The following is a 24442-nucleotide window of genomic DNA, read 5'->3' as shown; positions in this document are numbered from 1 at the left end:
GCGGGTTTCTATTTCATGCACGACTTCATTGGGCAAATGCAATGCGCCAACGTCAGAGGAGGCCGGGATTAGTCAACAATGCGCAGCAGTTCGTTAATGCCCACTTTCCCGCGGGTTTTGGCATCCACTTTTTTCACAATGATGGCGGCATACAGGCTGTATTTTCCGCATTTTGACGGTAAGTTCCCTGCCACAACCACTGAGCCTGCAGGTACCCGGCCATAGTGGATTTCGCCGGTTTCCCGGTCATAAATCTTGGTGCTCTGGCCAATGAATACGCCCATGGAGATCACCGAGCCTTCTTCAACCACCACCCCTTCGACAATTTCCGAGCGGGCGCCGATAAAGCAGTTATCCTCAATGATGGTTGGGCCGGCTTGCAGGGGTTCGAGTACACCACCAATGCCCACGCCACCAGACAGATGCACATTTTTGCCGATTTGGGCGCAAGAGCCAACGGTTGCCCAGGTGTCTACCATGGTGCCTTCATCCACATAAGCCCCAAGGTTGACGTAAGAGGGCATCAGTACGGTGTTTTTGGCAATAAAAGAGCCTTTGCGGGCGGCTGCAGGCGGAACCACACGAATGCTTTCGGCGCGAAAACGCGCGTCATCGTAGTCGGCGAATTTCATCGGCACTTTATCGAAATAGCGGGTTTCGCTGCCTTCCATCACTCCGTTGTCAAAAATCCGGAATGACAACAACACGGCTTTTTTCAGCCACTGATGCACATGCCAGTTACCGTTGATTTTTTCGGCAACCCGTACTTCACCCCGGTCAAGCATGTCGATGACTTTTTCCACATCGGCTCGCAGGCTAGCGTCTACGCTGGTCGGACTTATCTGTGCGCGGGCTTCAAAAGCCGCCTCAATACGTTGGCGTAACGCCTCCATAAATGTACTCCTGTCTGTTACTAGGTCTGTTGATTGGAAAGGATGCTTATCAGCGCTTGTGTGAGCTGATGTTGCTGGGCTTCATCCAGCGCCTGACCATCCGTTGTCTGCAGGATAAAGAAATCTTCTGCCCGTTCGCCAATGGTGGTGATTTTGGCGGACTGTAGGGTAATGCCGCAGCGATACAGGGTATCGCCGATTTTGGCCAGTAGCCCCGGCGTATCCAGCGCAATCAGCTCCATCATGCTGGTACTGTGTTTCTGACTGGGCAGAAAGGTCACCTGGGTCGGCACGCTAAATGGTTTCATGATGCGTGCCATCTTGCGGAATTTGGGAATTTTGGTGCTATCGCCAGACAAGGCTTTGGCCAGGGTCTTGCGCAGGCTCTGAATGCGTGACAGGGCCTGCACTGGTGTGCCGTTTTGTTCCAGGATCACAAAGCTGTCCACCGCAAAGTTATCCTTGGTGGTCATGATGCTGGCGTCATGCACATTGATGTTTTTGTTATCGAGTACGGCCATTACCGTGGCAAACAGGCGCGGGCGGTCTTTGCAATAAATGAACAACTCGGTGCCGCCGCGGGTCATGTGCTTTGACACCAAAATCAGCGGCTCGTCCTGACGGTGCTTGAGAATGGCCTCGGCATGCCAGGCAATCTGGTTGGGCTGGTAACGCAGGAAATAATCCGCCTTGAAGCGTTGCCACAAAGTGTCCAGTGATTTTTCTTTAATGCCCCGGCGCAGCAGCTCTTTTTTGGCCTTGGCCTGGTGCTCCCGCACCCGGGCGCGAATATCCACCGGTTTTTCCTTGCCGCGGGCCAGTACCCGCTGTGCAGAAAAGTACAGGTCGCGCAGCAATGAGCCTTTCCAGCTGTTCCAGGTGTGTTCGTTGGTGGCGCAAATATCGGCCACGGTCAGGCAGTACAGGTAACTGAGATGGGAGGCATCACGCACCTTGTCGGCAAATTGTGCCACCACTTCCGGATCTGAAATGTCCCGGCGCTGGGCGGTAATGGACATGACCAGATGGTTTTCCACCAGCCAGCTGACCAGTCGGCCGTCGTGGCTGTTCATGTCATGCAGCTTGCAAAACTCCAGTGCGTCCACGGCGCCCAGTTTGCTGTGATCGCCGCCGCGGCCTTTGGCAATGTCATGAAAAATCGCTGCCAGTACCAGCAACCCTTTTTTGGGTAGCTGATTGATTAGAATGGAACCCAATGGAAACTCATCCCGCTGTTCCTGTTGGGAAAAATGCTCAATGTTCAGCAGCAGGCGATGGGTATGTTCATCCACCGTATAGGCATGGAACAGGTCAAACTGCATCTGGCCTTCAATGTTACGCCAAGCGGGCAGATAGGCTGAAATGATGCCGTGTTTGTGCATCAACGACAGGGCATTAATCCCCCTGGGATGACGCAGGATTTCCATAAAGGCTTCCCGGCATTGGGGATGTTCCATCAAGGGTTGCTGCAGGGCGTGCCTGGCATGACGCAACGCCCTTAAGGTCGGGGCATAAATGCTGTGAATATTGGAGTTGCGCGCCACGTACAGAAACAGGTTGACCAAGGCTTCGGGATGCTGGAACGGATCGGCATCCAGTGCCTCAATGGAGGAACCCCGGCGCTGGTAATGGGCATCTATCTCCTGTATTTCCAGTGCGCTGTTATCACCCAGCGTGGCGCGCTGGAACAGCTGCAACAGCATTTCGTTGAGCTCCATCACCTGACGCACGGTGCGATAATAGTGTTTCATCATCTGCTCAACCGCCAACTGGGTGGCATCCTGATAGCCCATCATGGCGGCCACCTGGCGTTGTACGTCAAACAACAGGCGGTTTTCATCCCGGCCGGTAATCGAATGCAGGGAAAAGCGCAAACGCCACAAGAAATCCTGTGAAGACAGCAGCTCTGTCAGTTCAGAGGGTTCAAGAAACCCGTGATCCACCAGTTCCCGAAGGTTGGCGGCATTGAAGTGGCGTATGGCCACCCAGGCAATGGTTTGAATGTCCCGTAAGCCGCCGGGACAGGTTTTGATGTTGGGTTCCAAATCAAAGGCATTGGCTTTGGCGTGGCGGGCGTTTTGTTCCGCTTTTTTGGCACTGAAAAAATGGCTGGAAGGCCAAAATTCCTGTTCGCGGATTTTATCGTACAACAAGTCAAAGCTGGCTTCTGGCCCGCAAAGCAGGCGGGCTTCCAGCAGGTTGGTGGCAATGGTGATGTCATCGCGGCCCTGGCTCAGGGTCTGGTCCAGCGTGCGTACGCTGTGGCCGATTTCCAGGCCAGTGTCCCACAAAAAGGCAATGAATTGGCTCAGCCTGGCTTCTGCCTCGGCACCGGCGTGTTCCGGCATTAAAAACAGCAGATCAATATCCGAGTGGGGCAACAGCTCGGAGCGGCCATACCCCCCTACGGCAATCAGGGCAATGCCTGAATCCTGCAAACCAAACTGCTGCCAGTGTGCCAGCAGCAGCTGATCCACAAAACGACTGCGTTCTGCCACCAGCTCGGTAATCTTGTGGTGCTGGGAAAACCCGTACTGCAACTGTTGCAGGTTGTCGCAGAGGGCGGCTTTGGCAGCTTGCGCAGTGGCCATTATAGTCCTTAGTGCATTGGATTACACGTGATTGATAATACGCGGGAAGTCTTCATTGCTACGCAGTGTCAGCACTTCCACTCCGGTGTCGGTTACCAGTAAGGTGTGTTCCCACTGGGCAGATTTTTTACCATCCACGGTGGTGACAGTCCAGCCATCAACCTCATTTAATACGGTTTGATAGCGCCCGGCATTAATCATTGGCTCAATGGTGAAACACATGCCGGGTTTTAACACTGTGCGGTCATTGTTGCGATAATGCACCACTTGAGGCTCTTCATGGAAGCCTTTACCAATCCCGTGGCCGCAATAATCCCGTACGATGGAAAATTTATCCACACCGCTTTTACTGGATTTCACCAGCTTCTCGATGATGGTGCCAATTTCACCCAGTTGCATGCCAGGGCGCACCTTGCGGATGGCCGCGTACAGGGATTCCTGGGCAATGCGGCACAAGCGGCGGTCTTTGGGGCTTACTTCGCCAACCAGAAACATCTGGGACGTGTCACCATGGTAGCCGTCTTTAATGACGGTAATGTCCAGGTTGATGATGTCACCGTCCTTTAACGGCTCGTCATTGGGGATCCCGTGGCAGATGACCTCGTTGATGGAGGTGCAGATGGACTTGGGATAACCGTGATAGTTCAGCGGCGCGGAAATGGCACCGTGCTCTTCGGTAAAGCGGGCGCACAGATCATCCAGCTCATTGGTGGTCACCCCGGGTTTTACGTGGGGCGCTATCATTTCCAACACGTCGGCCGCCAGCTTGCCGGCGATGCGCATTTTTTCAATTTCTTCAGCAGTTTTGATTGTGATACTCATGGTGATTTCTCGGTGCCGTGTCCGCCAACGGGGTAACGGCTTGAATCAGGTTATAACTTAGGGAGTTGAACGATAATACGCTCGTTTGACCCGCCAAAAAAGACCACTGCCGTGGTGCTTTTCATTTGTGTTTTTCAGGCTTTTATGGTATAAAGCGCGCCGTTATGTTTGAGTCTCGAACAAGTGCTTTCCCGGGCGTAACGCTCAGTCAGGGTACTTGTTGTGCAGAATGAAAAACAGGCGGCCATTATACATGGCAATGTGTTAAATACTAAATCACACACGAATCGACACATTTTCCGGGGTGCCCTCAGGGTCGGAAGTATGGGATTCGTGGAGGTATAACCCCTAATTTAAGGTAGAGAAAATGACTACAGTTTCTATGCGCGATATGCTTCAGGCTGGTGTGCACTTCGGTCACCAGACCCGTTACTGGAACCCAAAAATGAAGCCATTCATCTTTGGTGCCCGCAATGGTGTACACATCATCAACCTTGAGCATACCGTGCCAATGTTCAATGAAGCTCTGGCTTTCGTAAGCAACGTAGCTTCCAAAAAAGGCAAAATCCTGTTCGTTGGTACCAAACGTGCCGCCAGCGAAGCTATCAAGGAAGCTGCCATTTCTTGTGATCAGTACTACATCGACAAACGCTGGTTGGGCGGCATGCTGACCAACTGGAAAACCGTTCGTCAGTCAATCAAGCGTCTGAAAGATCTGGAAACCCAGTCTGTAGACGGTACTTTTGACAAACTGACCAAGAAAGAAGCCCTGATGCGCAGCCGTGAGCTGGAAAAGCTTGAAAAATCACTGGGCGGTATCAAGAACATGGGCGGCCTGCCAGATGCCATTTTTGTTATCGGCGCTGACCATGAACATATTGCGATTAAAGAAGCCAACAACCTGGGTATCCCAGTGGTTGCAGTGGTAGATACCAACTCTACTCCTGATGGCGTTAGTTATGTTATCCCTGGTAACGATGACGCTATGCGCGCCATCCGCCTGTACGCGGAAACTGTTGCTGCTGCAGTCAACAGTGGTCGCGGCCAGGACTTGGCAGTTCAAGCTGAAGAAGAAGGTTTCATCGAAGCTGAGTAATTAGTAAGGCGTAATGGCAACATTTCCCTTATTAGCTGAGATACATGCTGGTTAACAGGGGCTATATGCCCCTGTTTCATAAGAGTGTCTTGGTAACTTTTGTCGAATTATCAATTGAGGATTTAACAATGGCTGTTACTGCTGCCCAAGTTAAAGAACTGCGTGACCGTACTGGCGCAGGCATGATGGATTGTAAAAAAGCCCTGACAGAAACCGATGGTGACATCGAGCTGGCAATCGAAAACATGCGTAAAAACGGCGCGGTTAAGGCAGCTAAAAAAGCTGGCCGTATCGCTGCTGAAGGTGTCATCCTGAGCAAAAACGCCGGTAATGTAACCGTTCTGCTGGAAGTGAACTGCGAAACTGACTTCGTTGCCCGTGATGCCAGCTTCCTGGCATTCGGTAACAAAGTTGCAGAGCTGGCACTGGCCAACAACATCACTGACATTGACGCGCTGATGGCCACCGAACTGGATGGCGATACCGTAGAAAACACCCGTGCTGCCCTGGTGGCAAAAATTGGTGAAAACATCAATGTACGTCGTGTATTCCGTTTCGAAGGTGAAAACCTTGGCGTTTACATCCACAGCAGCCGCATTGGTGTTGTGACTGAAGTGACCGGTTCCGACAACGAACTGGCCAAAGATCTGGCTATGCATGTTGCAGCGTCCAACCCTCAGTACGTTAAACCTTCTGACGTACCTGCTGAAGTGGTTGAGAAAGAAAAAGAAATCCAGATCGAAATCGCAATGCAGAGCGGCAAACCAAAAGAGATTGCTGAAAAAATGGTTGCCGGCCGCATGGCGAAATTCACCGGTGAAGTCAGTCTGACCGGTCAGCCTTTCGTGAAAGATCCATCCATTCACGTTGCCGATCTGCTGAAGCAGAAAGGTGCTGACGTTATCAACTTTACCCGCATCGAAGTGGGCGAAGGTATTGAGAAGAAAGAAGAAGATTTCGCCGCTGAAGTTGCTGCCCAGATTGCAGCTTCTAAAAAGGCTTAATCAACTGTCACAGTGACCTTGAAGACCGCAGCAATCGCTGCGGTCTTGTTATGACCAGGATATAAATAACATGAGCACCAATCCTAAACCTGCATTTCGACGTATTTTGCTGAAACTCAGTGGTGAAGCCTTGATGGGCGATGAAGGTTTCGGCATCGACCCTAAAGTACTGGATCGCATGGCCCAGGAAATCAAAGAACTGGTGGAACTCGGTATCCAGGTTGGCGTGGTTATCGGTGGTGGCAACCTGTTCCGCGGTGAGGGATTGGCAAAAGCCGGCATGAACCGGGTGGTGGGCGATCACATGGGTATGTTGGCCACCGTGATGAATGGTCTGGCAATGCGGGATGCGTTGCATCGTGCCTATGTTAATGCCCGTCTGATGTCGGCCATTCCGTTAAACGGGGTGTGCGACGCTTATAACTGGGCAGAGGCCATCAGTTTATTGAAATCTGGCCGTGTCGTCATTTTATCCGCAGGTACCGGCAATCCGTTTTTCACTACCGATACCGCCGCCTGTCTGCGTGGCATTGAAATCGAAGCGGAAGTTGTGCTAAAAGGCACTAAAGTTGACGGGGTGTTTTCTGACGATCCGATGAAGAACCCTGACGCGACCAAATATGAAACACTCAGCTATAATGAAGTACTTGATAAAGAACTGAAAGTTATGGACTTAGCTGCATTTACCATGGCCCGTGATTACAATATGCCCATCATGGTGTTCAACATGAACAAACCAGGTGCTTTACGGCGGGTGGTGATGGGTGATCAGTCTGAAGGTACTCTGGTACAAGCTTGATCTGACTTTGAATAAAAAGGAACTCTAACGTGATTGATACTATTCAACAAGATGCGCAGACCCGCATGGAAAAATGCGTGGAAGCGACCAAGGCCCAGATGACCAAAGTCCGTACTGGCCGTGCTCATCCGGCGTTGCTGGATTCCATTCAGGTTTCTTACTACGGCAGCATGACCCCATTGAAACAGGTGGGCAATATCACCGTTGAAGATAGCCGTACACTGGCCGTCAGCGTTTTTGACCGCAGCATGATTCAGGCCGTGGAAAAAGCCATCATGGCATCCGATCTTGGCCTGAACCCCATGTCTGCCGGAACCGTTATCCGCATTCCGTTGCCAGCGCTGACAGAAGAGCGTCGTCGTGACTTGGTGAAAGTGGTGCGCGCCGAAGCTGAAAATGGCCGCGTAGCGGTACGTAACGTACGCCGTGATGCCAATTCTGAAGTGAAAAAGCTGGAAAAAGAAAAAGCCTGTACCGAAGATGATGTACGCCGCAGCGAAGATGACATTCAGAAAATGACCGATGTGCACATCAAAAAGATCGATGAGCTGCTGACAGCCAAAGAAGCTGAATTGATGGAAGTCTGATATTGGTTTGTTAAACTAGAGTTGAAACGCCGTGTAGCGTTATACTACACGGCGTTTATCTATTTATAAGGGTTGTAAATTAGATGCCATCCAACATGGACGCCACATCATCATCTAATGACTTCACCACAAAATGCCAGACATCGGAGCGCTTACCTGCGCAATTGCCAGACTTAGTGAAACAAGCTATCCCCAATCATGTCGCCATTATCATGGATGGCAACGGGCGCTGGGCACAAGCAAAAGGCAAACCCCGGATAGTCGGCCACCGTGCGGGGGTGAAAGCGGTTAGAAGCGCCGTGGGCACTGCGCGGAAACTGGGTATCAAGTCATTAACGTTATTTGCGTTTTCCAGTGAAAACTGGCGGCGGCCGGACCAAGAAGTCAGTTTGCTGATGGAACTGTTTTTCACCGTGCTCAGGCGCGAAATAAAAAAGCTCCATGCCAATGGGGTTCGGCTTAACATTATTGGTGATATCAGCCGCTTTTCTGAACGATTACAAAAACAGATCCGTGCGGCAGAAGCCTATACCGCAGACAATACGCAGTTAATCCTCAACGTGGCGGCAAATTACGGCGGCCGTTGGGATATCGTGCAGGCCGCCAGAACGCTGGCGGAAAAAGTCGCAGCTGGTGAAATGAGCAGCAGTCAGTTGACCGAATCCGCGCTGGCAGCGCATTTGTGCATGCAAAACCAGGGTGAAGTTGATTTAATGATCCGCACAGGCGGGGACTACCGTATCAGCAATTTCATTCTGTGGCAGGCGGCATATGCCGAACTGGTCTTTATGGACACCCTGTGGCCGGATTTTGATGAAGCCACGTTTTGCCAGGCCATTGAAATGTTCAGCAATCGTCAGCGCCGTTTCGGACTGACGGGGAACCAGATCGAAAAAATACGCAATATTTAACGACTCGGGAAGAGGAAAGTTTTTTGCTAAAACAACGAATTATAACTGCAATTTGTCTGATCCCACTGGTTCTTGGCGCACTGTTTCTATTACCCACCAGTTATTTTGCCTGGGCATTGGTGCCGGTATTCCTAATTGCCGCTAAGGAGTGGGGGCACATCATCGATAAAAACTGCAGTGTCACCCAATGGAGTTTTACCATCACCTTGGGCATTGTGCTGGTGGCACTCAACCTGATGGTGCCAGCCAATGACATCTGGCTGCGGGGGCAACTGCATCCCATCATGTTGTCAGTGGTGTTAATTGGCGCCATGTGGTGGGCGATGGCACTGCTACTGGTCATCTTTTTCCCTCGCAGTGCCAACTGGTGGCAAACCAGCCCCATGTTGAAGTCCATGTTCGGCCAACTTACGTTAATGCCGGCATTTGCCTCGTTTATCGCGTTAAAATCCCTCAGCACCCCAGCACAGCCTTATTGGGGTGGCATTTTGGTGCTGTTGGTGATGCTGGTGGTGTGGGCGGCAGATTCAGGTGCCTATTTTGTGGGCAAGGCCGTTGGCCGGGTAAAACTGGCACCGCGTGTCAGCCCGGGGAAAACCCTGGAAGGCTTCCTTGGCGGGTTGCTGACCACACTGGTTGTGGTGGGGGGCATTATGTACTTCTCGCCGGAGCAAGAGCTGGGGTTGATTATCGGCGTAGTGTTATTGACCGCATTGGCCTCGGCACTGGGAGACTTGTCGGAGAGTATGTTCAAGCGGGTGGCCCAGGTGAAAGACTCTGGCACCCTTTTACCGGGGCATGGCGGCGTGCTGGACAGGATTGACAGCCTGACTGCGGCCTTGCCGGTATTTACCCTCCTGTATATCGCTTTTTGGATGTAATGAAAATGCAGAACATGGTTATTTTAGGCGCGACCGGCTCTATCGGGACCAGCACGCTGAGTGTGATAGCGGAAAATCCCGAGGCTTTTAACGTTTTCGCCTTGGTAGCCAATACCAGCGTCAGCAAGATGGCGGCGCTGTGCCGTTTGCACCAACCGCAGGTGGCACACATGGTGGATGCTGACGCGGCCTTGCAACTCAAGGCGCAGATTGCGGATTTACCTGTGGAAGTGACCAGCGGCGAGTCGGCCCTGGCGGATTTGGTCACCCGCGCGGAAGTGGATACGGTGATGGCCGCCATTGTGGGCGCCGCCGGCATGGCACCCACTCTGGCGGCCGTGCAAGCCGGTAAACGGGTGTTGCTGGCCAACAAGGAGGCGCTGGTCATGTCCGGTCGCCTGTTCATTGAAGCGGTAGCGACCTCTGGCGCCACCTTGCTGCCGGTGGACAGCGAACATAACGCCATTTTCCAGTGTCTAACCAAAACGGCACAACAGCAGCTGGGTCGCTGTGATTTGCCAGGTGCCGGCATTTCCAAAATCCTGCTAACCGGTTCCGGCGGCCCGTTCCTGCATGCCGACCTTGCCAGTTTGCCATCGGTGACGCCTGCCCAGGCCATCAAGCATCCCAACTGGTCCATGGGGCCCAAAATCTCGGTGGACTCTGCCACCATGATGAATAAAGGGCTGGAGTATGTGGAAGCGCGCTGGTTATTCAATGCAGGCATCGACCAGTTGCAGGTGGTTATCCATCCCCAAAGCGTCATCCATTCCATGGTGCAGTATCAGGATGGCAGCGTATTGGCGCAATTGGGCAACCCGGACATGCGCACGCCCATTGCTCACTGTATGGCCTATCCGGCGAGAATTGTCTCCGGCGTGGAACCTTTGGACTTTTTCAAAGTCGGACAATTGAGCTTTTGTGAACCGGATTTTGCCCGTTTCCCTTGTTTGAAGTTGGCCATGACCGCTTGCCGGGAAGGACAGGAGGCCACCACGGTACTGAACGCTGCCAATGAAATCGCCGTAGCGCATTTCCTGCAAGGCGACATCCGTTTCACGGATATTGCCAAAGTGAATGAATATTGTCTGGAGCAGGTCGTGCAATCGCCACTGGATTCGATTGCTGATATTCTGGCGCTGGACACCGAAGCCCGCGTTTGTGCCCGAAAGGCGCTGACGCTTTGTCATTGAGGATGATTGACGGCTAATGCTAGATTTTTTATGGAGTCTTGGCGCGTTTATTGTGGCGCTGGGCATTTTGATCACCGCCCATGAGTTTGGCCACTACTATGTGGCCCGTCGCTGTGGCGTTAAGGTGCTGCGTTTTTCCATCGGCTTTGGCAAGGCCATCTGGCGCCGTGTGGGCAAGGATGGCACTGAATACGTGGTGGCGCTTATTCCCCTTGGCGGTTACGTGAAAATGCTGGATGAGCGGGTGGAAGAGGTTCCGCCAGAACTGCAGCATCAGTCCTTTAACCGTAAAAGCGTCTGGGCCAGAATTGCCATTGTTGCCGCCGGCCCCATGGCCAATTTCGTGTTTGCCATCATCGCCCTGTACATCATGTACCTGCTTGGGGTGCCTGCGGTAAAACCCGTTGTTGCCACCACTCATGCCAACAGCCCGGCGGCGGTGATTGAACTGCAGCAGCCACAACAAATTCTGGCGGTTTCCGGCCAGCGCGTGCGTAACTGGGAAGAGGTTAACCTGGCCTTGGTGAGCCATATCGGCGAGGAGCAGGTGTCACTGACCCTGGCGCCGGTAAGCGAACTCAGCAGCCCGGAAGATGCGGGGCTGCGCCAAGGGAAAACCTATCAGCTGGATATTCGCAACTGGCATTTTGACCCGGAAAAAGAGTCACCCATTGCCACGCTGGGGCTGGAGATATACCGGCCAACAGTGGAGCCCATTCTGGCGAACGTGGTGGCAGGGGGCGCTGCCGCCCTTGGTGGCCTGCAGGTGAATGACACCATTTTGGCGGTGAATGATGTGCCATTGCAGAACTGGCAAGCTTTTGTGGCGCAGATTAAAGCCTCTGCCACAAAAACGCTGCACATTACCGTATTGCGTGACGGCCAGCGTTTGACATTGCCGGTAACCCCCTCTGCCCATGAAAATGCAGCGGGTGACCGCGAAGGCTACCTTGGCATCTCTCCCAAGCTGCCCGAGTGGCCTGCCAACATGAAGCTTGATTTGCAATATGGCCCGCTGGCCGCCATTCCGATGGCCATGGATAAAACCTGGCAGTTAACGCTGGTCAGCACCAAAATGCTGGGCAAACTGTTCACCGGGGATGTGGCCATCAAGAATCTCAGCGGCCCGATTTCCATCGCCCAAGGGGCGGGAAATACGGCCGCATTCGGATTGGTATATTTTCTGGGGTTTTTGGCGCTTATCAGCGTTAACCTCGGCATTATCAATTTGGTGCCGCTGCCGGTGCTCGATGGCGGACACTTGATGTATTACGTGATTGAAGCTGTTACACGTAGGCCTGTATCCGAAAGAATACAGGAAATTGGATTCAGATTTGGGGCGGCGTTGCTATTGCTACTGATGAGCATTGCCCTTTTCAATGATTTTGCCCGACTCTGAGCAAGGACTGACAAATAATTAGAAGTGCTCTATGCGAATAAATAAACTTTTTGCCTCTATGTTACTGGTCGGCGCCGCTTTTTCAGGGAATAGTTGGGCCGAAACATTTCAACCTTTCAAGGTCACAGACATTCAAGTCGAAGGTTTGCAGCGGGTTGCCCTCGGGGCGGCACTGCTAAATTTGCCGGTCAAAGTCGGGGATACCCTTGATGAATTGAAACTGCAGCAGGCCATTAAAAGCCTGTATGCATCCGGCAACTTCGAAAACATCCAGGTCTCCCGGGAGGGTGATGTACTGCTCATCCAGGTGCGGGAACGCCCCACCATCAGCGCCATTACCTTTGATGGCAACAAGGACATCAAGGAAGAGCAGTTAACCCAGAGCCTCAACGACAGTGGCGTGAAAGTGGGCGAGTCTTTGGACCGTACCATGCTGTCGGATATCGAAAAAGCGCTGCAGGATTTCTACTACGGCGTGGGAAAATATGGCGCCAAAGTGGAGGCGCAGGTCATCAACCTGCCCCGTAACCGGGTTGAACTCAAATTCAAGTTCACCGAAGGGTTGGCGGCTGAAATCCGCCAGATTAACTTTGTGGGCAACCAGCATTTCAGTGATGAGCAATTGGCGGATTTGCTGGAGCTGAAGGACTTTGTCGCCTGGTGGAACCTGTTTGGGGAGCGTCGCTACCAGAAACAGAAACTGCAAGCCGATTTGGAAACATTGAAAACCTTTTACCATAACCATGGTTACATTCGGTTTGACGTGACGTCCACCCAGGTGTCCATGACACCGGATCGCAAAGGCCTGTATATCACCATCAACGTGGATGAAGGCGAGCAATACAAGGTCAAGGCGGTTAATCTCACCGGCGATTTGGCCGGCCGTGAAGACGTACTGAAAACCATTTTGCCCCTGAAAGCCGGCGGGCAATACAATGGCGCGGATGTGACCTTCACCGAAGAGATGTACAGCAAGTTCCTCGGCCGCTTCGGTTACGCCTATCCGGAGGTGAAAACCATCCCGGAAATTGATGATGAAAACAAGGAAGTGACGCTGAACATCAACGTGAATCCGGGCAAGCGGGTTTATGTACGCAGCATCAACTTTACCGGCAACAATATTACGGCGGATGAAGTGATGCGCCGCGAGCTGCGGCAAATGGAAGGGGCTTGGCTCAACTCCGCCTTGGTAGAGCAGTCCAAAACCCGCCTTAACCGTCTTGGCTATTTCGAAACCGTGGATACGGAAACCGAAAAAGTGGCCGGTACGGATGATTTGGTGGATGTGTTGTTCAAGGTGAAAGAGCAACCCTCCGGTTCATTCAATGCCGGTATCGGTTACGGTACGGCTTCGGGCTTGAGCCTGCAGTTTGGCATTTCCCAGTCCAACTTCCTGGGCAGTGGCAAGCAGGCGGGGATCAGCCTCAACACCAACAAGTACTCCAAGAGCATCAACCTGTCCTATACCGACCCTTACTTCACCAAAGACGGTGTGAGTCTGGGTGGCAGCGTGTTCTGGAGCGCGTTTGATGCCAACTCGGCCTATCTGGAGCGGTACAAGAACAACTCCTACGGCGTGATGGCCAATCTGGGCTTCCCCATTAACGAAACCAACCGCATCAACGCCGGGGTCGGGTATCGCCATAACACCATTTCTGATGCCTCGGATTACGAACAGGCCGTGCGTTTTTACGACATCTACCGTAACGGCAACGGCAAGGATTCCGATCTCAGCTTTGACAACTTCGAGGTCAGCCTTGGCTGGACCCGCAGTACCCTCGACAGGGGGACCTTCCCAACAGACGGTTCATCCCAGCGCCTTAATGGCCGCATGACGGTACCCGGATCCGATCTGCGTTTCTTTAAAACCGACTTTGAAACCAGTTTTTATTTCCCGTTGACCAGGTCGCATAGCTTTGTCTTCCTGACCCGCGCCCGTCTGGCTTACGGCAACGGTTACGGCACCTTCAATGACAACGACCAGATCCTGCCTTTCTGGGAAAACTATTACACCGGCGGCAGCTCTTATCTGCGGGGCTTCAAGTCCAATTCCGTGGGTCCGCGCGCGTTTTACATGTATCGCGACAGTGCCAACTGCGCACCTGACCCGTCAGGGGATGGCTGCTCATTGCCGGGCGATGTGAACTCGGTTTATGTCAGCAGCAGCCGCTCCATCGGGGGTAACGCGTTGGCCACTGCCAGTATTGAGCTGATTGTGCCGACGCCGTTCCTGGATGAAGCCTACGCCAACTCCGTGCGTACCAGTTTCTTCGTGGATGCGGGTAACGTATGGGATACGGAATTCAATTACGAGTCGTACCAAACACTGCCGGCAGAAGAGTTTGCCAGACTGGCGGATTACAGTGATGCGGGACGTATCCGTTCATCCTGGGGGATGAACTTGCAGTGGTTGTCACCCATGGGACCCATGGTGTTCAGCCTTGCCTGGCCAATCAAGAAGTTTGACGATGACGACACTGAGATCTTCTCGTTCAATATTGGCAAAACATTTTAAAACACATAAACTCGGCAAGCATTGCTGAACCACAACAAGGAGTTTTACTTTGAAAAAGCTACTAAACGGTGCACTGGTGTCGCTGATGTTGTTAGGCACCTCTACAGCTTACGCAGAAAAGCTGGCTGTCGTTGATATGGGCGCCGTGTTCGAGCAGATCCCACAGCGTGAGCAGGTTACCAAACAACTGAAAAGCGAGTTTGGCGATCGCATGGCACAAGTGCAAAAACTGCAGGATGAGCTCAAGGGGCTGCTGGAAAAACAGCAACGGGATGCCCAGTTGATGACTGACGCCCAGAAAACGGATCTGGTGCGTAAAATGGAATCCCTGAAAGCCGACTATCAGCTCAAAGGCAAAGCGCTGGATGAAGATCTGCGTCGCCGCCAGGGTGAAGAGCAGAACAAACTGCTGATCAAGGTACAAAAAGCCATCAACAGCATTGCCAAACAGGAAAACTACGACGTTGTGCTGCAACGGGGTGCTGTTATCTATGTAAAACCGGAGCAGGACATCAGCAGCAAGGTTGTTGACGCACTGAGCAAAGGCCAGTAATCAATGAATGGTGTGTCGCTAAAACAACTCGCTGAACATTTGGGCGCCGAACTCCGGGGAAATGCCGAACAGGTGGTTTCTTCGGTGGCGCCGCTGGATAAAGCCACTGACGGGCAGGTGTCGTTTCTGTCCAACCCCAAGTTACGCCATCAGCTGGATCAGACTCAGGCCAGTGCGGTGATTTTACCGGCCGATGCCGCTGAAGGCTATGCGGGCAACGCCCTGATCCTGAAAGATCCTTACGTGGGTTTTGCCAGAACCGCCCAGTTACTGGATACCACACCCAACGCGGCCGATGGCATCCATCCATCCGCGCAAATTCATCCCTCTGCCCGTTTGGGCGATGGCGTGGCAGTGGCCGCCAACGCGGTTATCGGTGCCAACGCGGTGATTGGTGAAAACGTGCAGATTGGTGCCGGTACTGTGATTGGGCCGGATGTAATCATCGGCTCCGGTTGCCGCCTGTGGGCCAATGTGACGGTTTATCACAACGTGCATATGGGCATGGGATGTATCATCCACTCTGGTGCCGTGCTTGGCTCTGACGGCTTTGGCTATGCCAATGAGCGTGGCAACTGGATTAAAATTCCCCAAACCGGTGGCGTGCGCATCGGGAATAACGTGGAAATCGGTGCCGGTACCACTGTTGATCGGGGCGCGCTGGAACATACCGAAATCCATGACGGTGTCATCATCGATAACCAGGTGCAGATTGCCCATAACGACATCATCGGTGCCCATACCGCCATTGCCGGGTGTACCGTGCTGGCAGGCAGCGTGACCGTTGGCAAGTACTGCATCATTGGTGGCAGCTGTGCGATTTCCGGGCATTTGAGTATTGTTGATGGGGTTCATCTCTCCGGTGGCACCAACATCACTAACGATGTGAAGCAAGCTGGGTTATACTCTTCCGCCACTGTGGCCATGGACAATCGTTTATGGCGTAAAAATACAGTCCGTTTCCGGCAGTTAGATGAACTGTTCCAACGTGTCAGAAAGTTGGAAAAACGGCTGGCTTCAGAAGAATAACCGCCGCTTGACGGCGCGAGGAAAAGAGCCCGTGTCTAATGAATTGAACACTATGGATATCCAGGAAATCATGGCCTTTTTGCCACACAGATATCCATTTTTATTGGTTGACAGAGTCCTGGACTTTACGCCGGGAGAAACCCTGACCGCCATCAAGAACGTCACCATTAACGAACCTTTTTTTACCGGGCATTTCCCGGTGCAACCGGTGATGCCGGGGGTGTTGATTATGGAAGCCATGGCTCAGGCCACCGGCTTGCTGGCGTTCAAAACCATGAGTGAAAAGCCTTCGACCAACGTGCTGTATTATTTTGCCGGCATTGATAATGCCCGCTTTAAGCGCGTGGTTGTGCCTGGTGATCAGTTGCGTTTTGACGTGAAAATGATTAAGGAACGCCGCGGGATTGGCGTGTTTTACGGAGAAGCCACTGTGGATGGCGAATTGGCCTGCTCTGCAGAAATCATGTGTGCCCGTAGAGAGATTCGTTCGTGATCGATAAATTAGCGTTTGTTCACCCCAATGCCAAAATTGGCAACAATGTCACCATTGGCCCTTGGAGCTATATCGGCGCCGATGTGGAAATCGGCGATGATTGCTGGATAAGCTCTCATGTGGTCATCAAGGGGCCAACCGTCATTGGCAAAGGCAACAAGATTTACCAGTTCGCCTCAGTGGGTGAAGATTGCCAAGACAAGAAATATGCGGGGGAACCTACGCGGCTGGTGATTGGTGATAACAACGTCATCCGCGAATCGGTCACCATTCACCGCGGCACGGTGCAGGATCAGGGGCTTACAAGCATCGGCTCCAACAACTTGCTGATGGCCTATGTTCACGTGGCTCATGATTGTGTGCTGGGCGACAACATCATCATGGCCAACAATGCCTCTATTGCCGGCCACTGCCATGTGGATGACTGGGCCATTCTTGGCGGCATGACCGGTGTGCACCAGTTCGTGCATATTGGCGCGCACGCGTTTACCGCCGGTTACTCGCTGGTGTTGCAGGATGTGCCGCCGTTTGTGATGGCATCCGGTCAGGCCGCCGTGCCCCGGGGCCTGAATGTGGAAGGGCTGAAGCGCCGAGGTTTTGCCAAAGATGAGTTGTTGGCACTGCGCCGGGCTTACAAAATGCTGTATCGCAACAGCATGACGGTGGCCGAAGCGGTAGCGGCACTGGCCGATGATGCCGCCAACCATCCCAAAGTGAAACAGTTCCTTGATTTTGTGACAGCTTCAGAGCGGGGAATTATCCGCTGAGACGATTGAGCTTATGACACAACACTCACAACGGATTTTTGCCATGGTCGCCGGAGAAGTCTCCGGCGATATTTTAGGTGCCGGTTTAATAGCATCGCTCCAGCAGCGTTATCCCGATGCCCGCTTTGTGGGCATTGGCGGCCCGCGCATGGAAGCCTTGGGCTTTGAATCACTGTTTGCCATGGAAGAATTGGCGGTGATGGGGCTGGTGGAGGTGTTATCCCATTTGCCTCGGCTGCTGAAACTGCGAAAATCCCTGCTGCAACAGTTAAGTGCCCTGAACCCCGATTGCTTTATCGGCATTGACGCCCCGGATTTTAATCTTGGCGTGGAGCTGCAACTCAAGCAGCAGGGCATTACCACCGTGCATTATGTCAGCCCGTCGGTTTGGGCCTGGCGCCCCAAGCGCATTTTCAAGATTGCCAAAGCCACCCATATGGTGCTGGCACTACTGCCGTTTGAAAAAGCCTTTTACGATCGTTATCAGGTGCCCTGCACTTTTGTGGGGCATACCCTGGCCGACACCATTGCCATGCACAGCGATAAAAGCGCTGCCAGAGCACAGCTGGGACTGGATGCGGAAGCGGAATACCTGGCGATTTTGCCAGGCTCCCGCAGCGGTGAATTGAAGATGCTGGCCCAACCGTTTGTTGAGGCGGCCACCCTTATCAAGCAACGCTTTCCGGATATCCGCTTTGTGGCACCGTTAGTGAATGCTCACCGCAAAGAGCAATTCATGGCCGCGCTGAAACAGTACGCCCCGGATCTGGAAATCCATCTGGTAGAGGGGCAATCACGGGAAGTGATGACCGCCGCCGACTGCATTTTGCTGGCCTCCGGCACGGCCACTCTTGAGGCCATGCTGGTCAAAAGGCCCATGGTGGTGGGCTACCGGGTCAGCCCTGTGACTTACCAGCTGGCAAAATGGCTGGTAAAAATCCGCAGTTTCTCCTTGCCCAACCTGTTGGCGGGCAAAACATTGGTGCCGGAACTCATCCAGGATGACTGCACCGCTGAGAAACTGGCTGATGCCGTGAGCGGGCAACTGAATCAGGATCCAAGGCCGTTGATGGCCGAGTTTGCCAGATTGCATGAGCTGCTGCGGCAAAATGCCAGCGAGCGGGCCGCCGATGCGGTAACGCTGCTACTTAAGGATGGGCCGCAATGACCATTTACCGGGATTTGACCGCCGAGGCGGCACTGGCATTGGGGCAAGGGCTGGTTGCCGGCGTTGATGAAGTGGGCCGCGGGCCGCTGATTGGCAATGTGGTGACCGCTGCGGTGATCCTCAATCCTGAGCGGCCCATTGCCGGGTTGAACGACTCGAAAAAGCTCAGTGAAAAAAAACGCGATGCGCTGTTTGAGCTCATCATGGACAACGCCTTGTGCGTGGCACTGGGCGCCGCGACCCCTGCAGAAATTGATGAACTCAACATTTTGCAGGCCACCATGCTGGCCATGCAACGGGCGGTGCAAGGGTTATCGGTACGCCCGGAGCGGGTGCTGGTGGATGGCAATCGCACTCCGGATTTTGGCTTGCCGGCGGATGCGGTGATTAAAGGCGATGGCCTGATTGCCGCCATCAGTGCCGCTTCCATCATTGCCAAAGTGACCCGTGACCGGGAAATGGCAGCGCTGGACAAACAGTTTCCCCAATACGGCTTTGCTGCCCACAAGGGCTATCCGACCAAAGCCCACTTTGCCGCCATTGCCCAGTATGGCGTGCTGGCGCAGCATCGGCGCAGCTTCAAACCGGTGCGCCTGGCACTGGGGCTCGAGTAAAACGCGCTTGTTGTCCTTGCCGCAAGGTTTTAGCATAGCGGCAAGGTTTTCATTTCTTCCAAGACACTAAGCAGATAACCAACCTATGGCCGATCCCCGTTTTGTACACCTGCGTGTTCACACCGATTATTCCATGAGCGATGGCCTGGCCAAGGTCAAGCCCATCATTGCCAAAACCGTGAGTGAGAACATGGCCGCTGTGGCCATCACCGACCAGGGCAACATGTGCGGTTTGGTGAAGTTTTACAGCGGTGCCAATGACAGTGGCATCAAGCCCATTATCGGCGCCGATGTGTGGGTGTGTGTGCCGGGGTTTGATGACGAATTCTGCCGCCTCACCATTTTGGCAATGAATAACGAGGGGTATCAGAATGTTACCCAGTTGCTGAGCAAGTCCTACCTGCGGGGCTACATTCGCGACAGGCCGGCTATCGATCAGTCATGGTTATTGGAACACAATGCGGGCATTTTACTGCTTTCCGGCGGCCGGGAAGGGGATGTGGGCAAGGCTCTGCTCAAGGGAAACCAGCAACAGGTAGAGGAGCTGACCCAATTCTATCAGCAGCACTTTGCTGACCGTTATTATCTGGAGCTGCTTCGCACCGGTCGTCAGGATGAGGAACGTTACCTGCACATGGCGGTGGCTCATGCCCAGTCGTGCAGCTTGCCGGTGGTGGCCACCAACCAGGTGGTGTTCATGAATAAAGCGGATTTCGAGGCCCATGAAATCCGCGTGGCCATTCACGACGGGTTCACCCTGGCCGATCCCCGTCGCCCCAAGAAATACAGCGAGCAGCAGTACTTCAAATCCGAAACCGAGATGTGCGAGCTGTTCAAGGACATTCCCGAAGCGCTGGAAAACACGGTGGAAATTGCCAAACGCTGCAATGTTACCGTGAGGCTGCACGAATACTTTTTGCCCAATTTCCCTACCGGCGACATGTCCACCGCCGACTATCTGGTGCACAAGGCGCAAACCGGGCTGGAAGAGCGTTTGGCCTTCCTGTATCCGGATCCTCAGGAGCGGGAAGCCAAGCGTCCGCCCTATGATGAACGCCTTGAAGTGGAACTCAAGGTGATTAACCAGATGGGCTTTCCCGGTTACTTCCTGATTGTGATGGAGTTTATCCAGTGGGCCAAAGATCACGGCATTCCGGTAGGCCCGGGGCGCGGCTCCGGTGCCGGCTCGCTGGTGGCCTATTCCATTAAAATCACCGATTTGGACCCACTGGAATTTGACCTGCTGTTTGAACGTTTCCTTAACCCGGAACGTGTGTCCATGCCCGACTTTGACGTGGACTTTTGCATGGACCGGCGCGATGAAGTGATTGATCACGTGGCCCAGATGTATGGCCGGGATGCGGTGTCGCAAATCATCACCTTCGGTACCATGGCCGCCAAAGCGGTGATCCGTGACGTGGGGCGGGTACTGGGTCACCCTTATGGTTTTGTGGACAGGATTTCCAAAATGGTGCCCACAGAGCCGGGCATGACCCTGGAAAAGGCCTTTGCGGCGGAACCGGCGCTGCAAGAAGCCTACGATGGCGACGAAGAGGTCAAAGAGCTGATTGACATGTGTCGCAAGCTCGAAGGGGTGACCCGTAACTCGGGTAAACATGCCGGGGGAGTGGTGATTTCACCCACCACCATTACCGATTTCTCGCCGTTATTGTGCGATTCTGAAGGCAAGAACCCGGTGACCCAGTTTGACAAGGGCGATGTGGAATACGCCGGACTGGTGAAATTTGACTTCCTGGGTTTGCGAACACTCACCATCATTGAGTGGGCGCTGGAGATGATTAACCCGCGCCGTCAGCGGGAAGGGAAAGACCCCATCAATACCGCCAGCATTCCGCTGGATGATGCAGAATCTTTCCGCACCTTGAAACGTTACGAAACCACCGCGGTGTTCCAGCTGGAATCCCGGGGCATGAAAGACCTGATCAAGCGCCTACAGCCGGACAACATTGAAGACATGATTGCACTGGTGGCGCTGTTCCGTCCCGGGCCGCTGGAATCCGGCATGGTGGACGACTTCATCGCCCGTAAGCACGGTCAGGCCAAAGTGGCCTATCCCCATCCGGATTTTGAACATGAATGCCTGAAAGAGATCCTGGAGCCCACCTACGGGGTGATTGTTTACCAGGAGCAGGTGATGCAGATTGCCCAGGCGCTGGCCGGCTACACCCTGGGCGGTGCAGACATGCTGCGGCGCGCCATGGGTAAGAAAAAACCCGAGGAGATGGCCAAACAGCGGGATATTTTCCGCAAAGGCGCCATCAGCCAGGGGGTTGAACCTGATCTGGCCATGAAGATTTTCGACCTGGTGGAAAAGTTTGCCGGTTACGGTTTTAACAAATCCCACTCGGCGGCCTATGCCATCGTGTCTTACCACACCTTGTGGCTGAAGGTGCATTTCCCGGCAGAATTCATGGCGGCGGTGATGTCGGCGGATATGGATAACACCGACAAGATTGTCACCCTGGTGGATGAGTGCGAGCGCATCAACTGCAAAATCCTGCCGCCGGATGTGAACAAGGGGCTGTTCAAGTTCACCGTGGATGAACAGCAAAACATCGTTTACGGCATCGGCGCCATCAAGGGAGTGGGCGAAGGCCCGGTGGATGCCATTATTGAAGCCCGCAAGCGCGGCCCGTTCAAGGACATGTTTGATTTTTGCGCCCGGGTGGATTTGAAAAAACTCAACCGCCGGGTGCTGGAGCGGCTGATAAGCGCCGGCGCACTGGATACCTTGGGGCCCCATCGCGCCGCCATGATGGCCACCTTGCCCGAAGCCATGAAAGCCGCCGAGCAACATGCCAAGGATGCGGCCATCGGTCAGGATGACATGTTCGGTTTGCTCAATGACGATCCACAGGATTGTCGTCAGCAGTTTGTGGAGTGCGCCCCGTGGCCGGATAAAATCTGGCTGGAGGGCGAGCGGGAAACCCTGGGCTTGTATCTTACCGGCCACCCCATCAATCAGTACCTGCCGGAGCTGAAACATTATACTTCCGGTCGCCTGAACGACATTCACCCCACCGAGCGGGGCAAAACGGTGAAGGTTGCCGGGCTGGTGGTGGCCTGCCGGGTCATGACCACCAAACGCGGCTCAAAAATGGGGCTGGTAACGCTGGATGACAAAAGCGGCCGGCTGGAGGTGATGCTGTTTACCGAAGCCTATGAAAAGTATCATCAGTTATTGGAAAAAGACCGCATACTTATCTGTGAAGGCGAAGTGAGCTTTGATGACTTCTCCGGCGGTAACCGCATGACGGCCCGGCAGATGATTGATATCAGCGAAGCCCGCAGCCATTTTGCTTCGGCGGTGGCCCTTAACCTCACCCGGCAGGGCTTGTCGGAGGAAAAACTCGGCCGCCTGTACGAGACGCTGTCCCCCTGGCGCAATGGCTCAGTGCCTTTTGTCATCAACTATACCCGCGGGGATGCCAAAGGGCGGTTACGGCTGGCGGATGACTGGCGGGTCAATCCCAGCGATGAACTGATGCTGGCACTGGAAACCCAGTTCGGCACTGACAATGTAAGGATTTTGTTCAAATGAAACTCAGTGAGTCTGCAGTAATGGCAAGATTGCAGCAACAGCTGGCGGATTTGCCCCAGTTGCCTGGCGCGCTGTGGCTTGGCTACAGCGGCGGTGCAGACTCCCAGTATCTGGCATATGTGTTAGGGCAGTTTGCACAGCAATATCCCACATGGCGTAACCGAATCCACCTGTTGCACATTCACCACGGTTTGAGTGCCCATGCCGACAGCTGGGCCCTGCATTGCTGCGAGTCAGCCCAAACCTTCGGGCTGGATTGCCGTGTCTTGCGGGTCAACCTGCAACTGGCCTCCCGCACCAGTGTGGAAGCCGAAGCCCGCCGGGTCCGTTATCAGGCACTGGCCCGGCAGATGAATGCTGGTGACGTGTTGCTGACGGCCCATCATCAGGATGATCAACTGGAAACCGTCTTGCTGGCACTCAAACGGGGGCAGGGGCCCAAAGGCCTGGCCGCCATGGGCAGTTGCCAGCCCTTTGCCGAAGATTGCTGGCAGTTACGGCCGTTGCTGGATGTTAACCGGGCGCAGATCTTGGCCCGGGTTACGGCGCTCAAGTTGCATTACGTGCATGATGAAAGTAACGATAATGTGCGTTATGACCGCAATTTTTTACGGCGGGACATTATCCCAAAATTGAAAATGCGCTGGCCGGAGCTGGCCACTACCGTCAGCCGCAGCGCCGCATTGTGCGCCGAGCAGCAGCAACTGCTGGATGAGATCTCCCAGGAAAAGCTCCAGCCTTTGTTGCATGACTGCGCTTTTAGCGGCCAGCCCATATTGGCGTTGGCGGGGCTGAAGGGGCTGCCGTTACGATGGCAGCGACAACTGTTAAGGCACTTCATTGAGCGGCAGTCACTGCCGTTGCCTTCTCGGGTACAGCTGGATGAGGCGCTATGGCAGCTTTTGCAAAGCGAAGATGATGCCAAAGTGCAACTGCAGTTTGCCGGGCTGAGCTTGCGGCGCGCTTATGGTCATATTTATGCCATGTCCTCTGGCGCCTTCACATCTTTGACATCAGCACCTTTGGCATCAGCGCCTTTGAGCACTGAGCAATGCCTGGCGCTGCAACAGGGGCAGCTGGCATTACCGCTGGCAGCCCCATTGCCTGCACTGCGCAGCGTGTTGCAGCAAGATGGCCCCCGTTTGGCATTAAGCGCTTTGCAGCAGCCCTTGAGCCTTTGTTACGGATTGCCCGGCAGTTTGCGCTGCCATCCCCATTACCGCAATAAAGGCCGCGAGCTGAAAAAAGTCTGGCAGGAAGCCCGGGTGCCTTACTGGTTGCGCCCTCGCATTCCGGCGCTATGTACCGCCGATGGCCAGTTGCTGGCGGTGGCTGGATTGTTTATAGAGCAACATGCATTGGCTGCGCCTGGGCAGCCGGGCGTGCAATTACTGCTGGGCGAATGCCGGGCAATATCTTAGGGATTATTGTCGGACTGTCGGCATGCGTCCTCTTGGCCTTCTGTTATAGGCACTTGGGCACCAGTCATCCAGTCGCCATTATGTGATCCCCTTTTTTTAAATGGCATAAAAAAACGGCATTACCGGTGTGTAACCGGGTAATGC

20 protein-coding genes are annotated in these 24442 nt (G+C 53.8%); 17 read left to right on the top strand and 3 right to left on the bottom strand.

What is annotated here, in order from left to right:
* Nucleotides 1–68: 68 nt before the first annotated feature.
* Genes dapD through map form a run of 3 tightly spaced genes read right to left on the bottom strand, consistent with a single transcriptional unit; the run spans nt 69 to nt 4306 of the window.
* Entirely contained in the window at nt 69–893 is an 825-nt protein-coding gene (dapD, locus tag ACIDEJ_RS06195; protein ID WP_411987210.1) for a 2,3,4,5-tetrahydropyridine-2,6-dicarboxylate N-succinyltransferase, read from the bottom strand.
* Between the two features lie 20 nt (nt 894–913).
* Complete coding sequence (gene glnD / locus ACIDEJ_RS06190) at nt 914–3484, bottom strand: bifunctional uridylyltransferase/uridylyl-removing protein GlnD (protein WP_411987209.1); 2571 nt, start codon at nt 3482–3484, stop codon at nt 914–916.
* A 21-nt stretch (nt 3485–3505) separates the two neighbouring features.
* Nucleotides 3506–4306: a type I methionyl aminopeptidase gene (map, locus tag ACIDEJ_RS06185; RefSeq protein ID WP_411987208.1), complete on the bottom strand. Its 801-nt coding sequence runs from the start codon at nt 4304–4306 to the stop codon at nt 3506–3508.
* Between the two features lie 367 nt (nt 4307–4673).
* Between map and rpsB the strand changes: the two genes are divergently transcribed.
* From rpsB to tilS, 17 genes are all read left to right on the top strand, one after another.
* On the top strand, nt 4674–5402 hold the full coding sequence (rpsB, locus tag ACIDEJ_RS06180) for a 30S ribosomal protein S2 (protein ID WP_411987207.1): 729 nt from the start codon (nt 4674–4676) through the stop codon (nt 5400–5402).
* Nucleotides 5403–5530: 128 nt separating this feature from the next.
* Nucleotides 5531–6406, top strand: coding sequence for a translation elongation factor Ts (gene tsf / locus ACIDEJ_RS06175; RefSeq protein ID WP_411987305.1), 876 nt, complete (start codon nt 5531–5533; stop codon nt 6404–6406).
* 70 nt (nt 6407–6476) lie between these two features.
* The gene (gene pyrH, locus ACIDEJ_RS06170) at nt 6477–7205 is read left to right on the top strand and encodes a UMP kinase (protein WP_411987206.1); all 729 of its coding nucleotides are present in this window, start codon (nt 6477–6479) and stop codon (nt 7203–7205) included.
* Nucleotides 7206–7270: 65 nt separating this feature from the next.
* On the top strand, nt 7271–7792 hold the full coding sequence (frr, locus tag ACIDEJ_RS06165; RefSeq protein WP_411987304.1) for a ribosome recycling factor: 522 nt from the start codon (nt 7271–7273) through the stop codon (nt 7790–7792).
* Nucleotides 7793–7887: 95 nt separating this feature from the next.
* Nucleotides 7888–8703, top strand: coding sequence for a polyprenyl diphosphate synthase (gene uppS, locus ACIDEJ_RS06160; RefSeq protein ID WP_411987303.1), 816 nt, complete (start codon nt 7888–7890; stop codon nt 8701–8703).
* A gap of 23 nt (nt 8704–8726) precedes the next feature.
* Entirely contained in the window at nt 8727–9584 is an 858-nt protein-coding gene (locus ACIDEJ_RS06155) for a phosphatidate cytidylyltransferase (RefSeq protein WP_411987205.1), read from the top strand.
* Between the two features lie 5 nt (nt 9585–9589).
* Nucleotides 9590–10777: a 1-deoxy-D-xylulose-5-phosphate reductoisomerase gene (gene ispC, locus ACIDEJ_RS06150; RefSeq protein WP_411987204.1), complete on the top strand. Its 1188-nt coding sequence runs from the start codon at nt 9590–9592 to the stop codon at nt 10775–10777.
* A gap of 16 nt (nt 10778–10793) precedes the next feature.
* Nucleotides 10794–12176 (top strand): sigma E protease regulator RseP, encoded by a 1383-nt coding sequence (rseP, locus tag ACIDEJ_RS06145; RefSeq protein WP_411987203.1) that lies wholly within the window; start codon nt 10794–10796, stop codon nt 12174–12176.
* 31 nt (nt 12177–12207) lie between these two features.
* Nucleotides 12208–14691, top strand: a complete 2484-nt coding sequence (gene bamA, locus ACIDEJ_RS06140; RefSeq protein WP_411987202.1) for an outer membrane protein assembly factor BamA — start codon at nt 12208–12210, stop codon at nt 14689–14691.
* 85 nt (nt 14692–14776) lie between these two features.
* Nucleotides 14777–15244, top strand: coding sequence for an OmpH/Skp family outer membrane protein (locus tag ACIDEJ_RS06135; RefSeq protein WP_411987302.1), 468 nt, complete (start codon nt 14777–14779; stop codon nt 15242–15244).
* Between the two features lie 3 nt (nt 15245–15247).
* Complete coding sequence (lpxD, locus tag ACIDEJ_RS06130) at nt 15248–16273, top strand: UDP-3-O-(3-hydroxymyristoyl)glucosamine N-acyltransferase (RefSeq protein ID WP_411987201.1); 1026 nt, start codon at nt 15248–15250, stop codon at nt 16271–16273.
* Nucleotides 16274–16304: 31 nt separating this feature from the next.
* On the top strand, nt 16305–16766 hold the full coding sequence (fabZ, locus tag ACIDEJ_RS06125) for a 3-hydroxyacyl-ACP dehydratase FabZ (protein ID WP_411987200.1): 462 nt from the start codon (nt 16305–16307) through the stop codon (nt 16764–16766).
* On the top strand, nt 16763–17533 hold the full coding sequence (gene lpxA / locus ACIDEJ_RS06120) for an acyl-ACP--UDP-N-acetylglucosamine O-acyltransferase (protein WP_411987199.1): 771 nt from the start codon (nt 16763–16765) through the stop codon (nt 17531–17533). The genes fabZ and lpxA overlap by 4 nt, the downstream gene beginning before the upstream one ends.
* A gap of 13 nt (nt 17534–17546) precedes the next feature.
* The gene (gene lpxB, locus ACIDEJ_RS06115) at nt 17547–18701 is read left to right on the top strand and encodes a lipid-A-disaccharide synthase (RefSeq protein ID WP_411987198.1); all 1155 of its coding nucleotides are present in this window, start codon (nt 17547–17549) and stop codon (nt 18699–18701) included.
* On the top strand, nt 18698–19315 hold the full coding sequence (rnhB, locus tag ACIDEJ_RS06110; RefSeq protein WP_411987197.1) for a ribonuclease HII: 618 nt from the start codon (nt 18698–18700) through the stop codon (nt 19313–19315). The genes lpxB and rnhB overlap by 4 nt, the downstream gene beginning before the upstream one ends.
* Nucleotides 19316–19400: 85 nt before the next feature.
* Nucleotides 19401–22877: a DNA polymerase III subunit alpha gene (dnaE, locus tag ACIDEJ_RS06105; protein WP_411987196.1), complete on the top strand. Its 3477-nt coding sequence runs from the start codon at nt 19401–19403 to the stop codon at nt 22875–22877.
* Nucleotides 22874–24298, top strand: a complete 1425-nt coding sequence (tilS, locus tag ACIDEJ_RS06100; RefSeq protein WP_411987195.1) for a tRNA lysidine(34) synthetase TilS — start codon at nt 22874–22876, stop codon at nt 24296–24298. Before dnaE ends, tilS begins: the two co-directional genes overlap by 4 nt.
* Nucleotides 24299–24442 lie beyond the last annotated feature (144 nt).

It is taken from the genome of Shewanella mytili (assembly GCF_046765975.1).
In the GTDB taxonomy this organism is placed as follows: Bacteria; Pseudomonadota; Gammaproteobacteria; order Enterobacterales; family Shewanellaceae; genus Shewanella; species Shewanella mytili.
Note: the sequence above shows the minus strand (reverse complement) of the source record. Positions and strands in the feature narration are given on the sequence as shown.

Excerpts from the sequence above, each read along its gene's own strand:
- dapD (WP_411987210.1), bottom strand. The coding sequence starts at position 893 with ATGGAGGCGTTACGCCAACGTATTGAGGCGGCTTTTGAAGCCCGCGCA.
- glnD (WP_411987209.1), bottom strand. The coding sequence starts at position 3,484 with ATGGCCACTGCGCAAGCTGCCAAAGCCGCCCTCTGCGACAACCTGCAA.
- map (WP_411987208.1), bottom strand. The coding sequence starts at position 4,306 with ATGAGTATCACAATCAAAACTGCTGAAGAAATTGAAAAAATGCGCATC.
- rpsB (WP_411987207.1), top strand. The coding sequence starts at position 4,674 with ATGACTACAGTTTCTATGCGCGATATGCTTCAGGCTGGTGTGCACTTC.
- tsf (WP_411987305.1), top strand. The coding sequence starts at position 5,531 with ATGGCTGTTACTGCTGCCCAAGTTAAAGAACTGCGTGACCGTACTGGC.
- pyrH (WP_411987206.1), top strand. The coding sequence starts at position 6,477 with ATGAGCACCAATCCTAAACCTGCATTTCGACGTATTTTGCTGAAACTC.
- frr (WP_411987304.1), top strand. The coding sequence starts at position 7,271 with ATGGAAAAATGCGTGGAAGCGACCAAGGCCCAGATGACCAAAGTCCGT.
- uppS (WP_411987303.1), top strand. The coding sequence starts at position 7,888 with ATGGACGCCACATCATCATCTAATGACTTCACCACAAAATGCCAGACA.
- ispC (WP_411987204.1), top strand. The coding sequence starts at position 9,590 with ATGCAGAACATGGTTATTTTAGGCGCGACCGGCTCTATCGGGACCAGC.
- rseP (WP_411987203.1), top strand. The coding sequence starts at position 10,794 with ATGCTAGATTTTTTATGGAGTCTTGGCGCGTTTATTGTGGCGCTGGGC.
- bamA (WP_411987202.1), top strand. The coding sequence starts at position 12,208 with ATGCGAATAAATAAACTTTTTGCCTCTATGTTACTGGTCGGCGCCGCT.
- ACIDEJ_RS06135 (WP_411987302.1), top strand. The coding sequence starts at position 14,777 with ATGTTGTTAGGCACCTCTACAGCTTACGCAGAAAAGCTGGCTGTCGTT.
- lpxD (WP_411987201.1), top strand. The coding sequence starts at position 15,248 with ATGAATGGTGTGTCGCTAAAACAACTCGCTGAACATTTGGGCGCCGAA.
- lpxB (WP_411987198.1), top strand. The coding sequence starts at position 17,547 with ATGACACAACACTCACAACGGATTTTTGCCATGGTCGCCGGAGAAGTC.
- rnhB (WP_411987197.1), top strand. The coding sequence starts at position 18,698 with ATGACCATTTACCGGGATTTGACCGCCGAGGCGGCACTGGCATTGGGG.
- dnaE (WP_411987196.1), top strand. The coding sequence starts at position 19,401 with ATGGCCGATCCCCGTTTTGTACACCTGCGTGTTCACACCGATTATTCC.
- tilS (WP_411987195.1), top strand. The coding sequence starts at position 22,874 with ATGAAACTCAGTGAGTCTGCAGTAATGGCAAGATTGCAGCAACAGCTG.